Origin of the sequence: Algoriphagus aquimarinus, from assembly GCF_007997215.1 — a bacterium.
GTDB classification, from domain to species: domain Bacteria; phylum Bacteroidota; class Bacteroidia; order Cytophagales; family Cyclobacteriaceae; genus Algoriphagus; species Algoriphagus aquimarinus_A.
Genome location: NZ_VORW01000001.1, coordinates 700,240 through 716,296 on the forward strand (window position 1 = coordinate 700,240; position 16,057 = coordinate 716,296).

Here is a 16,057-nt window from a genome sequence, read left to right on the forward strand (position 1 = left end):
AATAGTTTTATTTGTCGGTAAGCTTTCTAAACTGACGGAAGAATGCAGCAATGGTTTCGATACCTATGAAATAGTTCTTTACACCATAGTGTTCATTGGGTGAATGCAGCGCATCAGTATCAAGTCCAAAGCCGAATAAAATCGGATCTGATCCTAATTCCTTTTGGAACAACGCAACGATAGGAATAGATCCACCTTCTCGTGTAGGAATTGGTCTTTTGCCAAAAGTCTCTTCCATTGCCGCCTCAGCAGCTTTATATCCAATAGATGAATCCGACACGACCGCCGGCGCACCACCATGATGCGCTCGAACTTTTACTTTCACGGATTTTGGAGCGATAGACTTAAAGTAATTTTCAAACAATTCAGAGATTTCATGCCAATCCTGATCCGGAACAAGTCTCATGGAAATTTTTGCATGTGCTTTAGAAGGCAAAACTGTTTTGGCACCTTCGCCTATATACCCACCCCAAATGCCATTCACGTCTAGTGTAGGACGAATACCTACTCGCTCAATCGTGCTGTAGCCTTTTTCCCCATGAACGGCCTCGATATCTAATTTATCTTGGTATTCATTGAGGTCAAAAGGAGCCTCGTTTAGTCTTTCTCTTTGCGCAGCAGTAAGCTCCTGCACTTTATCGTAAAATCCTGGTATGGTGATGTGATCGTTCTCATCTTTCATGGATGCTATCATATCACACAGCACATTGATAGGATTAGCAACAGCGCCACCGTAAGTTCCTGAGTGAAGATCACGGTTTGAACCCGTCACTTCCACTTCCATGTATGCCATGCCACGAAGGCCAATCGTGATGGAAGGATCTTGCATGGAAATCATGTGTGTATCAGAAATCAGGATGACATCTGCTTTGAGTTTCTCTTTATTTTCAATGACAAATTTTTCCAAGTTGTCAGAACCAACTTCCTCCTCACCTTCAATCATGAATTTGACATTGCAAGGAAGATCTCCTGAAGCCATCATGGCTTCGAAAGCTTTCACATACATGTAAAACTGGCCTTTGTCATCAGCAGATCCACGTGCGAAAATTGCTCCTTCTGGGTGGATCTTTGTCTTTTTGATTACCGGCTCAAAAGGTGGAGAATCCCACAACTCATAAGGATCAGCAGGCTGCACATCGTAATGTCCATACACCAAAACAGTCTGTAAAGCCGGATCAATGATTTTCTCACCGTAGACAATTGGGTAGCCTGGAGTTTCACAGATTTCTACTGTGTCAGCACCAGCTTTCTCCAGACTTTTCTTTACAAAATTGGCTGCCGCAAAGACATCTTTTTTAAATTTGGGATCAGCACTTACAGATGGAATGCGGAGTAAATCCAGCAATTCGTTGAGAAAGCGATCTTTATTGTCACGGATAAAATCATTAACAGCCATATATCTGGGGATTATTTGGTAAAGACCTCAAAATTATCCTTTTCAGCCTGAAATGCCTATTTTGAATGAAGTTATTAGCCATGAAGACGACTAAGAAAGTGCGAAGTGGATTTATGGAGAAAAGTGATTTCACCACAAAAGTCATAAAGTTAAGTTGGTTGCTATTCTTAAGATCAAACAAGATTCCTAAACTATGAGAACTATGTGTCTATGTGGTTTAACTATTTTGACCACATAGACACATACAAAACTTAGCTTTATGCTCTTTGTTACTTTGTGTTGAAAAATAGGTTTACCATAAAAGTCATAAAGGAGACAAAGTTGATCTGATAGGTTATGGGAAGATTGCCTGCCATTTTCAAACTAGGTGAGCTATGGTTCTATGTGGTTTAACTATTGCCAAATAGCTACATAGAAAACATAAATTAGTAATCAGAAGTCCAAGCTTAAAAATTTTGCATTTAAACCTTTATGCACTTTGTTCCTTTTGTGGTGAAAAATTATCAAGTATGAAAGCAGTCATTTGTGAGGAATTTGGAGCACCAGAAATGCTCAAATTTGGTGAGCTACCTGACCCAATTCCCGGCAAAAATCAAGTTTTGATCCAAGTGGAAGTTTGTGGCGTGAGCTATCCAGACTTACTTATTATCCAAAACAACTATCAATTCAAGCCAGAGTTTCCATTTTCTCCTGGAGGAGAAGTGGTGGGAAAGATCATTGAGTTGGGCGAGAAAGTAGAGAGCCTCAAAGTTGGTGATCGAGTGTTGGCACTTTGTCGCTGGGGTGGATTTGCTGAGAAAGTAGCTGTGGAGAGTGACCGAGTTTTCGTACTTCCCGAGGGCATTTCTTCTGAGACAGCCGCGAGTTCGCTATATACTTACAGCACCTCTTTTTATGCTCTAAAAGATCGGGCTCAATTGACGGCAGGTGAAACTGTGCTTGTTTTGGGAGCTGCCGGAGGAATTGGATTAGCCGCTGTCGAGCTGGCAAAAGCCATGGGAGCAAAAGTCATTGCTGCGGCTTCTTCGGATGAAAAGCTGGCACTTTGCAAAGCTAAGGGAGCAGATCAAACGATCAATTATGAGACAGAAGATCTAAAAGGTCGGATCAAAGAATTGACAAATGGTTTGGGAGTAGATGTAGTGCTGGATCCTGTGGGAGGAAAATATACAGAACCTGCTCTAAGAGGAATTGCATGGAAAGGACGCTATTTGATTGTAGGTTTTGCAAATGGAGAAATCCCTAAAATCCCGATGAATCTGCCTCTGTTAAAAGGATGTTCCATTGTTGGTGTTTTTTGGGGGAATTTTTCAAAACTAGAATCTGAACAAAATAGAAGTAACATGAATCAGCTTTATGACTGGATACAGGAAGGTAAGATAACTGGGCATACGGCTGTGGAATATGAGCTGGAAGATGCAAAAAAAGCTCTTTCCACCCTTCAAAGCAGAAGTAATTTTAATAAGGGGCTTGTTAGGGTTTTGTGATTTTTTAACTAAACATTGTTTCAACCTGTCCCGTAATACCTTATGTTGCTCTACATTTTCAACTACTGCTCAATTATGCATAGAAGTCTTCTTTTGTCCTGTTTTGTTTTTATTTCATACATCTCCTTTGCCCAAACAACATTTAATCCAGAGACAGAGTCGGATTTCGTAAAAGCATCCTATACAAAAGGTAATTTGATCAGCATATTAGGACAGGATCTGATCTATCCTAAAGATGCAGCTATGAACGGTACACAAGGGGATGTCACATTTCTACTCAAAATAGATAAAGAAGGCAAGTTAGTTTCGTCGGTGCCAAAGGAGCGTGTTTCCGATGAGCTTGCAAAGCAGGCCGAAGAAGCGATTGGAAAATTGACAGTTGACTGGAAACCTAGTAAGGTGCATGGTGAAGCAGTTGATCGGGAATATTTATTGGTCTTCAGTTACAAAATTTTTTATAATTCCTTGCCTGTAGACTATCACGCCATGGCCAAAAAATTTGAAGATAAAGGGAAGCTTGAAAAAGTAGTGCGAACCTATGATGATGCAATCAAAATGTATCCTTTTGAGCCGGTTTACTACAGTATGCGGGCAAAATACAAAAATGAAGTAGGTGATTCTGAAGGAGCTGAAGCCGATAAATCAATGGCTGAAAAATTAAATATGGAAGTTCTGGCAGTTGTGGAAATTGCCCAGTCACAAAGTGTTCGATAGCACTCAATGACTACAGACGAAGCTAGAAACTCAGTCTGTAGTCCTATTATTGTTAAACAACCGCTGTCACATTTACCTCTATGTTTCCACGGGTAGCCTTAGATATAAGGCATTCTTTGTGAGCTGCATCTGCAATTTTTTGAGCTTCTTCTAATGACTCAGCGTGAGGTATTTTTACATAAATATCCACTGCCAAACCGAAATCGCCAGGCCCAAAGTTACCTAGATGAACTTTGGCTGTGATCTCTGAATCTCTCAAGCTAGTCTTGCCAGCTACAGATCCTAGTGCCCCGCCAAAGCAGGATGAATAGGCCGCTGCAAAAAATTGCTCTGGATTTGTTTTCCCTCCTTCTCCTCCTATTTCCTTTGGCATGGCGACATCAAAATCCAGAAGTCCATCATCTGTTTTTACATGACCTTTTCTACCACCGGTATTAATGGCTACCGCTGTATAATCGATATTCAATTTCTTCATGTTAGTTAGCTTTTTTTAGTGTTTCAATACTATCTAACAAGTTCATAAGTGAATGGTTTAAGTCAGACAAGTTTAATTCTGATGCTTGAATGAATTTATCATTTAAAGGAGTTATGGCTTCTTGAACCTTTGATTGAAGTGATTTTCCTGGATAGGTTAATTCTACATGGACAGTTCTTTCGTCCGATTCACCTCGTTGTCTTTTTACATAATTCATTGTCTCCAATTTTTTCAATAAAGGAGTCAAAGTGCCTGAATCTAAATAAAGCCGCTTACCGATTTCATTCACTTTTAAACCATCTTCTTCCCATAATACTGAGAGCACAAGGAATTGTGGGTAGGTCAAATTCAGCTCATTCAAAGAGTTTTGAATGAGCTGAATAAGTAATCTGGAACTTGAATATAGGGAAAGTGAAAGCTGATGTATTTGCATCATAAGTTCAGAATTAAGATTTTACACAATTTAACTGTATAATCTAAAAACTCAATCATCACTTCTCAAAAATATCTGCCTATCAACCGGTTATCTACGATTTTTCTTTTCAGTTTATTTGCATCTATTGTACCAGGAACTCGGTAGGCTATTTTTCCTCCCGGTTCTATCAGCAAGGTAATAGGGAGACTACCGTCCCATTCTTTTCCTACTACATCGATCACTTTGTATTTATCATCGGTATCCATTATATAATTTGGCAGTGCAGAGGCTTTTCCTTTCAGGTATTTTAGCGCCTTATCTGACTGTTCCGGACTATCCATACTGACAGAGACAAACTGAAAATCTCGCTCTCCGAACATGCGTTGCATTGTTACAAATTCTGGATACTCAATAATGCATGGCCCGCACCAAGTAGCCCAGAAATTAACCAAGAGTAATTCATCTGTGTCATTTCTTAGAAGATCGGCCAATCCATCAGGGGATAGTTTTTCGATAGTCACTTCCTTTTCCTTCCAAGCCTTATTGGTTTTGATCGTGTATTCATTCTTCCAAGCCCATTTCATTGAACATCCGAAAGCTGGAGTTTGAGCCTCTGCTTCTGGAAGACTTTTTCCGGCCAAAGTCACCTCAATCGCTTTTCTCAGATCTTCAGCATTGGCAGTTCCTGGCTTTTCGGAAGCATCGATTCTTCCCGAGTAGCTTAGTTTTCTTTCCTTATCAAAAACGAAAACATGAGGAGTGGCCGTAGGGCCATAAGCCAATGAGAATTCGTGCGTGTCTCCGTCATATAGGTAAGGGAAATTGTAGGACTTATCCTTTGCCCGAACTTTCATTTCTTCGAACGTATCACTGAGGTCTGTATAGCCTAGTTCTTCTGGTAATATACCTATTGGGCTATTGCTGGATATGGCGACGAAAGCTACTTTTTTGCCTTTGTAATCATTCACTACATCGATGAATCTATCCTCGTACGCTTGGGCTGTGGGGCAGTGATTGCAAGTAAAGTTGATGACTAATACATCTGCATCGGAGTAATCCTCCAGCTTGTGAAAGCTATCATCAATCCCAGGAAGATTGAATGGAGGAGCTGTATCTCCAATAGCTAGTTTTCCAATAGGTTGCTCCTCTACCACAATTGGATTGGCTACAAATGTGGAGGAAGGGGTGGCTTCTATACTTGTTTCATTATTTTCCTTAGGCGTACTGGTGCATTGAGAAAATAGAAGGAAGATCCCCAGGAGAGCCTCCGGGAAAATGATAAATTTTAATTTCATAGGTTTTTGGGTTACAGATTATATATAGGTGCATTAGGTTTTCAATGAATATCCATGTTGATAGGTATAATGCAGTTTTGAATTGGCTTCCCAATCATTTTCAAATTCTTGCGAGATTGGATCCCATTTGAGGGGTCTTCCCACTTCATGAGCGATGTTTCCAATCGTACAAACGGTACAAGAACTATGACCAATTTCAACTGGGACTACTGGGTCTTTACGTTTTATTACTGAATCGATGAAATCCACATGGTGATCACCAAATGCTAATTCGTCTTTGGAGAATGTTCGCTCACAGGCTTTCACATCTGTGTCGTATTGGCTTCTCGACACTTTGATAAAGCCTTTTTCACCCAAGAATTTTACTCCTTGTCTGCCTTCATCAAAACTGGTGATTAGCATTTCTATGCCATTTGCATAGTTGTAAGTTAGTGGCTTTGAGTCAGTACCAGGAATGACTTCCACTGGACCATTTCTATCCATCCCAAGTCCCCACTGTGCGATGTCAATCATGTGAGCTCCCCAGTCAGTCATCAGACCTCCACCTGTTTCTTTGTACCATCTCCATGCACCCCATACTTTCTCATTCTGCTCTGGATTGAGGCTAATAGGTGGATCTAGCTCTTCATTGTAATGAATATCAGGCAATGGTCCTGTCCAGGTTTTCCAATCTAATCCCGCGGGAACTGGCTGAGAAGGTAAATCATAAGGCTTGGGATGTGGAGGAGTTCCTACATTTACCAGAACTTGCTTGACTTTGCCCAGCATTCCTTTTTGAACCATTCGTGCGGCATGTTGGAAATTGGCTGCTGAGCGCTGCATGCTTCCAACTGCTAGGACTGTCCCGTTTGAGCGAACTGCCTTCACTAATTCTTGTCCTTCATGTATGGTAAATGTGAGAGGCTTTTCTAGATAAATATCTTTGCTAGCATGGCAGGCATCGATTGCCATCATCGCATGCCAGTGATCTGGAGAAGCGATTACTACTGCATCCACTTCTGGGTTTGCTAGTAACTCCTTATAATCGGCATATACTTTAAGCGCTGGAGCCTGTCTTTTTTCATCGGCATAGTGCTTCGCCACGCGTTCTTTGAATCTATCCAACTTGATCTTATAAACATCTGCACCTGCGACCACATCTACCATTGGATTTTTCATCATGTTGCTGAGTAGGCCCATTGCTTGACGTCCAACACCTATGAATCCAAGTCGGATTTTGGCCGTGTCAGCTGCTATATTAGTGTTACCAAAGCTTAAGGTAGGAATTGCGCCAAGGCCTACTGTACTGAGAATGGAAGCACTTATAAACTTCCTTCGGGAAAAATTAGATTTGCTCATTGCTGGAGATGTTGAGGTTATTAATGGGGTATTTGATTTTGGTAAAATAAAGTACTGCTTTTTTGAGCTATAGAAAAATATACAAGAAGCTATTTGATTAAAGGTATTTAGCTTCGAAGATTAGGGAAGAAACTCTTTTGCAAAATTTCTACTTTAGACTCAAAGAAGCCTGTTATTATGACCATACAACAACTCGAATACCTGATTGCAGTTGATAGACATCGTCACTTTGGTCATGCTGCAGAAAGCTGTTTTGTGACACAGCCTACCTTGAGTGCTCAGCTCAGCAAGTTGGAGCGAGATTTAGGTGTTATCCTGTTTGATCGAAGTAAAATGCCTGTCATTCCTACGGAGATGGGTGTGCAAATAATCGAGCAGGCTAAAAAGGTGGTTTCCGAAAGCAAAGGGATATTTGAATTGGTAGCTCACATGAAAGGAGATATCTCTGGGGTGATAAAGCTGGGTATCATTCCTACTCTTGCTCCGTATTTACTGCATCTTTTCATTCGGAATTTTCTAGAGAAATATCCTCACGTAAAGCTGGAAGTACAGGAAATGGTGACTGAGGAAGTGGTGAAAAAACTGAAAAATGACGAGTTGGATTTGGGCATAGTAGTGACACCATTGCACGAAGCGGGCATTGTGGAAAAGCCCATGTTTTATGAGAAGTTTTTCGCCTATTTGTCCAAAGATCACCCTTTGCTAAAAGAGGACGTTTTCCATCCGGAGAAAGTACTCAAGGAAGATTTTTGGGTGCTTCAGCAAGGTCATTGTTTCAGAGATCAGGTGATCAACCTATGCGATCAAAGCCTGAGTGGACCGAAAAATTTCCACTACGAAAGTGGTTCGCTGGAAGGTCTGAAGAATATGGTCAATCGGTACAAAGGCGTAACTCTTTTACCTGAGTTAGCAACGTTGGAACTATCTGAGGAGGAAAAAACCAGGCTAAGACCATTCGATGGTGTATCCCCTACGCGAGAAGTGAGTATTATTTTAAATCGAAGTTTCCTCAAGCAGAAACTCGTGGAATTGTTATTTAAGGAAATCACGGATTCTATTCCACAAGCGATGACCTCCAAAGCTCATGGGAAAGTAGTACGGTTCAAGTAAGCATTATTGAATTTTGGTGAGAATGTAATGATCTGCCAGATTTCCAGTGATGATGTGGCCATTCATATCTAGCTGCCAGATACGATTTTCTCCTACTTTATAATGCCTAGGGCCATTGCTTACTTTTTCCAACGTGATGATTGAGCCAGTTTTATCCCAAGTAAAAGTCCCCATATCGTCTTCTTCGAGTGCATCATTAAGCCCGAAGTAATGGGTAGACAATTTATAGGTGAGATCAATATTGAGTGTGAGCGTGGTTTCTATTCCTTCACATCTAGGGCAAGGCACAGTGCCTTTGTACGTTCCATTCCAGTCCAATGACGTGGCGGAGTTGTCGCCTGTATAAAGTATGGGTTCTTCTTGGATGATATTTTCCTCGATTTCCGTTTTTTGTTCTGGCTTGGAGCAGGAAGTAGTGCATGCAAGTGAAGCAATAAGACCTATTACGATCAGGTTTCTGTTCATGAAAATTGATTGTCTGATTACCCCAAAAATATCAAGAATTAAACAAAAGAGCCATTTTGTGGAAGTTTTAGAGCTTTTTGTGAAAAAGTAAAAACCAGGACTCTTGTTTTTGAAACAAAAAAAGAGAGAACCGAAGTCCTCTCTTAGAGTATTTAGTTTTCTCATTCACTCAAAGTGATTTTGGTCCAGACGGCAGGTAACCTACAATTACTATTTCAGTCAACATTTTTTCTTCTAGGAATTTAGCTTGATTCAAATCCATTTCAGCTTGTAGCCGCTGGCCCTTTGACTGCAACATCTCTGCTCTGTAAGTGTATAGTTTTGGAGAGAAAGGGTTTTTTTCCAAGGCATTCTCTACTGTTTCCAGTGGGTTCATTTCTTTTTCTTTTTTTGAGGCGGTAGTGAAAGGTTTTGGAGGAAATACAGAACCTGTGGTGGATAGTTTGAAATTGAAGCTCATTAAATATTCCTGGTCAAAGCTTTTCCCTTCCAAAAATGCAGGGTTCCAATTCTCTTTCAGCATGCTTACTGTTCTTTCTATTTCTCCCTCAAATGCCGAATTTCCAGACAGCATCTGATATTCTCCAGTCATCTCGCCTTTTCGATCTATTTGTATGGAAATGACTACAGCGCCCTGAACTTCTGCTTGTCGCAATTCTGCTGGATATTTTATATTGTTCGAAAGTAGCCTGTTCATCTCCCCAAGAGAACTTGTGGTCTGAGCAAATGCGCCAATAGTGCCGAAAAGGAAGAGAAGTAAAAATATTGAGGGTAACTTTTTCATAGTACGTTCTGGTTAAAGATTAGGAAAAGTTAATCTACTGATTGTTAAAGAACTAAACAACAAGTCTGTTACAAAAAACTGGTTTTCAATCTATCTCTGACATATTTTAATTAATTAAAAATTCCAAAATGCCATAAGTTCCCTGCTGGATCGTGAAGAAAAAATTCATTCCCCCAGTCATTGTGTTGGATCGTGCTGAGTTTGGTGCCTGGGAATTTATCAGGTAATCCTAAGACTTTGATTGCTTCCCAGTACGATTCCAGATCATTCTCTATTTCCAGAAAGATCATGGAATTTTCGCACCAAGATTTCAAATAGGCATCTTGTAAGTAAAAGGCGATACTCTGTTTTATAAATACAACTGACATGTTTGGACTTACCGAGCGTACATTGAAACCTAGTACTTCATAAAATCGGATGCTCTCCTCATAATCTTTGGCACCGATAAATGTCCGTATGGATTTTGCAGGATGTATCATACTCCGAACTGAGTTAAGTGATGATCGAGATGTTTATAGAATAGATTGTTCCATTCTTGTGAGGTCATTGTCCCGAAGGAAAGTGACTCTTTTTCATCGAAGTAGGATGCGCCGTATTCTTGGGTTTTCTTAAGATATGCAATCAGTCGCTTTTGCTCTTTATCAAAATCCCGATGATCTGTTATGATAAAGGCAGGCGCAGTCCTTGAATTTTTCGGATAAGGCTTTTCGTTTACTACTCCATTTTTCACAAAAGTTTTTAGAAGAAACCGCATTAATCCGTTTGGCTTTGCGTGTTTGTCTGTGTACACCATTTCGTAGGCTACAGAACAATGTGCAAGCATCTGATCCACTGACATTTTTCCCCAATTGGGAGTTGTTTCTGGAGTGAGTGAATTAACCCGATCGATCAATTCTTGAGTAACATTTGGGTCAAAAATATTTTTCATGGAGAGCAAGTTTTACTTCAGAACTAAAGTAAGTAAACTCCTTTGAATCGCCTGATAATTAAGAGGAAATTGATAAAGGCGGTATTCTGCTGATTTACAAAAAATTATCTGTGTTTGAAAGGCGGGATCAGAAAGCCTAAATCAACCAAACAAGATTTTTCCATTTTAATTTTTCCTCAATTTGTTCTACTCATAAGTCACTTTCACACACGTATAAGAATCCATATTCTGTAGTCATCTGATTTATACACTAGGGATGGGCCAATGTTTAGCGCTGCTCTGCCAGAATTACAAATGCTGCACTTCGTATTTTCTGAGCAAATCATAGACTTGATTTTTGAAAATAGTCACCTTCTGCTCATATACTTCAGGATCATCAAACATGGATAAGTAGTAATATGCTCCTTCGACAACCACAAAAATTTGCTCTGATAAGAGTTCCGTATCCTTCCCGATTAGATTTTCATCCCTGTCGAGAATGTCTTTCAGATATTCTCGCAATTTCTCATGCAGGACTCTATATTCATCTTTGATGCGCTTGTTTCTGAATATCAAACTATAACAGCTATAGAATACTCCATCATCCAACAGTAAATTCCAATCTCTAGAAAATAGTCTATTCACAAAGGTGTGTGGATCAGCATAATTTTGGATTTCTAATTCCTTAAGCATAGGCTGATAGATCAGCAACATTTGCTGAAGTATGTAAGAAATCAGATTTGAGATTAGAATCTCACGAGTAGGAAAGTAATGCATCACCAAACTTGGAGGCATGCCTAGGTGCTTTCCAATTTTAGCTATAGAGGTGTTTTCCAGACCATTCACTTTTGACAACTGATAAAATCCCTGAATGATTTCCCTCTTTCTACTCTCTGAAATCTTGATACCCATATTAATATAGTGTTAAAAGAAAGTTAAGTAGGTTGATATAGTTGTAAAATTCGTTGGAAACAAGAAATGCAATATATAATATTGAATGAACGTTCAATTTATGATTTTAAAATCAATTGCAAAAATAATTTTTGAATTGTGATAAGACAATCAAGAAACTCTTAAGATTCAAAGTTCATTGGAATATTCCTAAACCGACCAACTAAATGAAGAGAAGAAAATTTTTAGTAAGTGGAGCGACTTTAGCCATCGGAGCTACTGCGCCAATACTAGCAGTGAAGGCTGCAGAAACGGAAAATTCTAAAAAGGCTGTCCTTACAGTGGCGCATATTACGGACGTTCATATTCGGCCAGAGGATAATATTCCGGCACGGGCAATTGAATGGCTCAAAGTAGTGAAAAGGCACAAACCAGATTTTTACCTAAATGGTGGGGATAGCATCCATGATGCTTCATACGATAAGGTTTCCAGAGATCGGACTATAGAACAGTGGGAGGTTTGGGATCAATTTAGAGCTGAGATCCAGGATACCAAAGTCTATAGCTGTATCGGAAATCACGATCCGTGGTGGGATGTGCCAACCAAGGAGGACGAAATGTATGGTAAACCTTATGTGGTAAATCGCTTACAGATGCCTGCGCCTTATTATAGTTTTAATGAAAAAGGATGGCACTTCATCATTCTTGATGGCAATCATGAAGGCATTAGCCTTGGAGAGGAACAAATGAAGTGGCTGGAAAATGACCTAGGTAGTTTACCGTCAAATACTCCGACACTCATTATGTCTCATTTTCCAATTACATCAATTACCGATGCGCTAGTAGGTGGACAACACAGCGATCATAAGGAATTGAAAACTCTTTTCTATAAGCATAAAGACAAAGTCCGTGTTTGCCTCAGTGGACATCAGCATCTATTGGACCGAACATGGTACAATGACGTTCATTATTTCTGCAATGGTGCTTTGAGTGGTTTTTGGTGGGGAGATGGGGATGAGCAGTCTGCTGGCAAGCAATATTATTTGGAGACTCCTCCAGGCTTTGCAATCCTTAAACTCTATGCTGACGGAACTGTGGAGAATGAGTATTTCCCGATGGTTTAACTAAGACTCCAATACTATTCCTGTGAAAAGCTACCTGATTAGGTGGCTTTTTTGTTTATCGCTGGCTATTCTTCTTTAAACTGAGGGTATGCTCCAAATATGCTCAAGAACTCTCCATACAATCATTCCATTTATATAGTATAAAGAGCAGATAGACTATAATTATAAGAAGAAAAATTCTTAGATAGAGACCCTAAAAACACAGAACATATATAGTGTTATTGAAGCTTTGTGTAAATGTGAATTTTTTAGTTTCAGTGTTAAACAATTATTATAATACCGTTATTAAAAATATAATTGCTTTGATTCATAGAAATCAATATTTAATATTGAATGAATGTTCAATAAAATTTTGTACTTTCAATTGATTTTGAGAGTAAATTATTTTAGGATAAACCTTATTCAATACAATATTTTATGGAAGAAATTTTACTAAAGTCTACATTTTGGAACAGTCAAAGCAAAGGAGTCGGACTATTAATTCTGATGATCTTTGCTATCTGTTTTAATTCATTTGCCCAAGGGGAAGTGACTGGAAAAGTGACCGATAGGTCTGGTCTAGGCATGCCTGGAGTTTCTGTTTTGATCAAGGGAACACAAAATGGAACCATTACTGATCTCGATGGATCATTTGCCATAGTTACTTCATCTCAGGATGCGGTGTTGGTGTTCTCATTTATAGGATACCTATCAGTAGAAAAACCTGTGGCAGGAATGTCTGTGATAGACGTGGAGTTGAAAGAATCAGATACGCTTCTTGAGCAAGTCGTTGTTGTCGGATACGGTACACAGAAGAAAGTGAACGTGACAGGTGCAGTGGATCAATTGTCTGGAGAAGATATCGCCAAACGTCCTATAGCTAATGTGGTACAAGGCCTTCAAGGTATGAGCCCAGGACTTAATATCACCTATCAAGGTGGTAAGCCAGGTACGGTACCTACCATCAATATTCGAGGATTTACTTCTATTAACGGTGGTGGTCCATTGATTGTGATCGATGGTATACCAGGTAATGAAAGTGATCTATTGAGATTGAGCCCTTCAGACATTGAGTCTTACTCAGTATTAAGAGATGCTGCCTCAGCGGCCATCTATGGTGCTAGAGCTGCTTTTGGTGTGATTTTAATCACTACCAAGAATGGTACAGAAGGAAACCAGAAGATTTCTTACAACAGCTATTTTGCTTGGGGTAAGCCTTCTGTACTTCCAACGCCAGTGACTGATCCATACATCTACTCTAGAGTCTTGGAGACGTCTACCAACAATACGCCTTGGGATTATGTGAATTATTCGGATGCACATTACCAATGGGCTAAAGAACGGTCCGAAGACCCATCCGTGGAAGACACCAGATTGGATCCTACCAATCCAAATCTTTATGCATACATGGGGAACAATAACTGGAACGATTACTTTTTCAATTCTTCCAGTTTCTCTACAAACCAAAGTCTTTCCATAAGTGGAAAAAGCAGCGGGAAAATGCCGATTGGCTATTATGTCTCTGGTGATTACACCAAAGAAAATGGTCTGAACAAACTGGCGCCGGATTATTGGAATCGCTACTCAATGAGAGCAAAGGTAAATATGAAGCCTTTGCCATGGTTAACGGTGGATAACAACCTAAACATCTACCAGACTCAAAGAGCGGATCCTTCAACTGATATTACTGATATCTACTACCTACAACCAACGGATGTAGCGACAAACCCAGATGGAACCTGGGCAAATACAGCTACAGGAAGAATGGCTGCTCGATTAGTAGACGGTGGCAGAAATCAAGAAGACATGTTCGGTTTTCAGGATATCATCCAAGCTACAGCTGCCTTTTTGGACGGAGACCTGACATTTACAGGTCGTGGTAGCTTCAAAAGAGAGCAGTGGAAGTATCACTGGGATCAAAGAAAATACAATATTGGATTTGGCCCTGAAGATATCAGGACTGAAGGTGGCGCAGGTTCTGTAACAGAAAGAAACGGAACGTTGATCAACACAATTTTCGACGTTTTCGGCAAGTATTCTAAAACATTGGGTGATCATAAATTCAACCTCCTAGCTGGTTTCAACCAAGAGAACTTCGAATATTCTACTATTCAAGCAGAAAGAAGAGTGTTGATTTCTTCTTCACTACCTTATATCGGGTTGACTACTGGAGACGCATTTGTGACGCCAACTTACAGCACATATGCCTTGCGTAGTGGATTCGGAAGAATCAATTACTCATTCAAGGATCGTTACATCCTGGAAGTAAATGGTCGTTATGATGGTTCTTCCAGATTCCCGGGTGACAACCGTTGGGGATTTTTCCCATCTGTTTCTGGATCATGGTTGGTGATGGATGAAGAATTCTTCTCAGGCTTGACCAGTGTAGTATCTACCTTTAAAATAAGAGCATCCTACGGTAGCCTTGGAAATCAAAATGTATCCAACTTTGGGTATATCCAGTCCTTGCCTACAGGTCTTTCAAGCTACTTAATTAATGGTAGCAGACAGACAGTGATCACCTCTTCACCATCATTGGCAGTAGATCCTACCAATTATACTTGGGAGAAAGTAATCACTAACAACATAGGGTTGGATTTTGGAATGCTAGGAGATCGAGTGACTGGTACCTTTGATTATTTCATCAGAGACACTAAGGGGATGCTTACTGATCCTGTGGAGCTTCCTGGTGTTCTTGGTACAAGCCCTCCAAAACAAAATGCAGCTGATCTTAGAACTAAAGGGTTTGAACTTTCTTTGGGTTATAGAGACCAGTTTGGTAGTGCTTCTAATCCTGTAAAGTTTGGTATAAAGGCAATCCTATCGGATTCAAGATCTTTTATCACCAGCTTCCAAAATGAAAATCAACTTTTCTCCAATTACCGTGTAGGTCAACAGATCGGAGAAATCTGGGGATTGGTAAATGATGGAATAATGGAAAATGAAGGTGATATAGCAGGTCTAGATCAATCGGCAATTGTCCCTTGGGGAGCAATAGCAGTAGTTCCAGGCTGGCCAAAATATAAGGATCTGAATGGAGATGGTAAGATCGAAGAAGGTCAAACAGCAGATGATCCAAAAGACCTTTCGATAATAGGAAACACTAGTGCTAGGTATCGGTACGGTTTTAATATAGACATGAGTCATCGTGGTTTTGATCTTTCCGTATTCCTTCAAGGTGTAGGTAAGAGAGACTACTACCCAAGACATTATCTGTATTGGGGACCTTATCAGCAGCCATATGCAAATATCTATCCTTGGAACCTAGATTTCTACAGAGGCCAAGCTGATAGTGACGCTTTGATGGCACAGCATTCTCAGTCCTATATAGATGCAGGATTGGCAGAGCAAAATCTAGATGCAGAATACCCAGTGCTTCAAGCATGGCTGGCGGATAACAATTACGGTGCTGGTCTGGATATCTCGCAAACAAGATACCTTCAAAATGCAGCGTATCTAAGAGTAAAGAACATCACGTTGGGTTATACCTTCCCTGCGCCAGTCTTGGAAAAACTGAAAGTTTCTAGAATCAGACTTTACGTCTCCGGTGAGAATATTTTCGAATTCTCTCCAATCAAGAACTTTGTAGATCCTGAAGCTATCAATGACGGCTACGGATGGGCTTACCCATTCCAGAGGAAATTCTCTTTCGGCGTTAATATCGATTTGTAATTAAG

The 16,057-nt window shown here is 40.1% G+C and carries 15 protein-coding genes; 5 read left to right on the forward strand and 10 right to left on the reverse strand.

Going from position 1 to position 16,057, the window contains the following annotated elements:
* Positions 1-7 precede the first annotated feature (7 nt).
* On the reverse strand, positions 8-1,396 hold the full coding sequence (locus ESV85_RS03255; RefSeq protein WP_146914795.1) for a dipeptidase: 1,389 nt from the start codon (positions 1,394-1,396) through the stop codon (positions 8-10).
* A gap of 509 nt (positions 1,397-1,905) precedes the next feature.
* On the opposite strand from ESV85_RS03255, the gene ESV85_RS03260 reads away from it, so the two are divergent.
* Complete coding sequence (locus ESV85_RS03260; protein ID WP_146914796.1) at positions 1,906-2,883, forward strand: NADPH:quinone oxidoreductase family protein; 978 nt, start codon at positions 1,906-1,908, stop codon at positions 2,881-2,883.
* Positions 2,884-2,958: 75 nt separating this feature from the next.
* Entirely contained in the window at positions 2,959-3,597 is a 639-nt protein-coding gene (locus ESV85_RS03265) for an energy transducer TonB (RefSeq protein ID WP_191321891.1), read from the forward strand.
* 52 nt (positions 3,598-3,649) lie between these two features.
* Here ESV85_RS03265 and ESV85_RS03270 read toward each other — a convergent pair whose 3' ends face one another.
* From ESV85_RS03270 to ESV85_RS03285, 4 genes are all read right to left on the reverse strand, one after another.
* Entirely contained in the window at positions 3,650-4,072 is a 423-nt protein-coding gene (locus tag ESV85_RS03270) for an organic hydroperoxide resistance protein (RefSeq protein ID WP_191321892.1), read from the reverse strand.
* Position 4,073: 1 nt separating this feature from the next.
* Entirely contained in the window at positions 4,074-4,508 is a 435-nt protein-coding gene (locus ESV85_RS03275; RefSeq protein ID WP_146914798.1) for a MarR family transcriptional regulator, read from the reverse strand.
* 62 nt (positions 4,509-4,570) lie between these two features.
* A complete protein-coding gene (locus tag ESV85_RS03280) occupies positions 4,571-5,782 on the reverse strand; it encodes a redoxin domain-containing protein (protein ID WP_146914799.1) in 1,212 nt (403 codons plus the stop codon).
* 33 nt (positions 5,783-5,815) lie between these two features.
* Entirely contained in the window at positions 5,816-7,120 is a 1,305-nt protein-coding gene (locus ESV85_RS03285; RefSeq protein ID WP_146914800.1) for a Gfo/Idh/MocA family protein, read from the reverse strand.
* A gap of 177 nt (positions 7,121-7,297) precedes the next feature.
* Here ESV85_RS03285 and ESV85_RS03290 point away from each other — a divergent pair, with 177 nt between their 5' ends.
* The gene (locus ESV85_RS03290; RefSeq protein ID WP_146914801.1) at positions 7,298-8,230 is read left to right on the forward strand and encodes a hydrogen peroxide-inducible genes activator; all 933 of its coding nucleotides are present in this window, start codon (positions 7,298-7,300) and stop codon (positions 8,228-8,230) included.
* Positions 8,231-8,233: 3 nt separating this feature from the next.
* On the opposite strand, the gene ESV85_RS03295 is transcribed toward ESV85_RS03290, so the two are convergent.
* From ESV85_RS03295 to ESV85_RS03315, 5 genes are all read right to left on the reverse strand, one after another.
* On the reverse strand, positions 8,234-8,695 hold the full coding sequence (locus ESV85_RS03295) for a copper resistance protein NlpE (protein WP_191321893.1): 462 nt from the start codon (positions 8,693-8,695) through the stop codon (positions 8,234-8,236).
* 169 nt (positions 8,696-8,864) lie between these two features.
* The gene (locus tag ESV85_RS03300) at positions 8,865-9,479 is read right to left on the reverse strand and encodes an energy transducer TonB (RefSeq protein WP_146914803.1); all 615 of its coding nucleotides are present in this window, start codon (positions 9,477-9,479) and stop codon (positions 8,865-8,867) included.
* 110 nt (positions 9,480-9,589) lie between these two features.
* Complete coding sequence (locus ESV85_RS03305; RefSeq protein WP_146914804.1) at positions 9,590-9,958, reverse strand: glyoxalase; 369 nt, start codon at positions 9,956-9,958, stop codon at positions 9,590-9,592.
* Positions 9,955-10,407, reverse strand: coding sequence for a DUF1569 domain-containing protein (locus tag ESV85_RS03310; protein WP_146914805.1), 453 nt, complete (start codon positions 10,405-10,407; stop codon positions 9,955-9,957). Before ESV85_RS03310 ends, ESV85_RS03305 begins: the two co-directional genes overlap by 4 nt.
* Before the next feature lie 288 nt (positions 10,408-10,695).
* Complete coding sequence (locus tag ESV85_RS03315; RefSeq protein ID WP_146914806.1) at positions 10,696-11,298, reverse strand: TetR family transcriptional regulator; 603 nt, start codon at positions 11,296-11,298, stop codon at positions 10,696-10,698.
* Between the two features lie 206 nt (positions 11,299-11,504).
* On the opposite strand from ESV85_RS03315, the gene ESV85_RS03320 reads away from it, so the two are divergent.
* Both ESV85_RS03320 and ESV85_RS03325 read left to right on the forward strand, forming a co-directional pair.
* Positions 11,505-12,401, forward strand: coding sequence for a metallophosphoesterase family protein (locus tag ESV85_RS03320; RefSeq protein ID WP_146914807.1), 897 nt, complete (start codon positions 11,505-11,507; stop codon positions 12,399-12,401).
* A gap of 417 nt (positions 12,402-12,818) precedes the next feature.
* Complete coding sequence (locus tag ESV85_RS03325) at positions 12,819-16,052, forward strand: SusC/RagA family TonB-linked outer membrane protein (protein WP_146914808.1); 3,234 nt, start codon at positions 12,819-12,821, stop codon at positions 16,050-16,052.
* Positions 16,053-16,057: the final 5 nt, after the last annotated feature.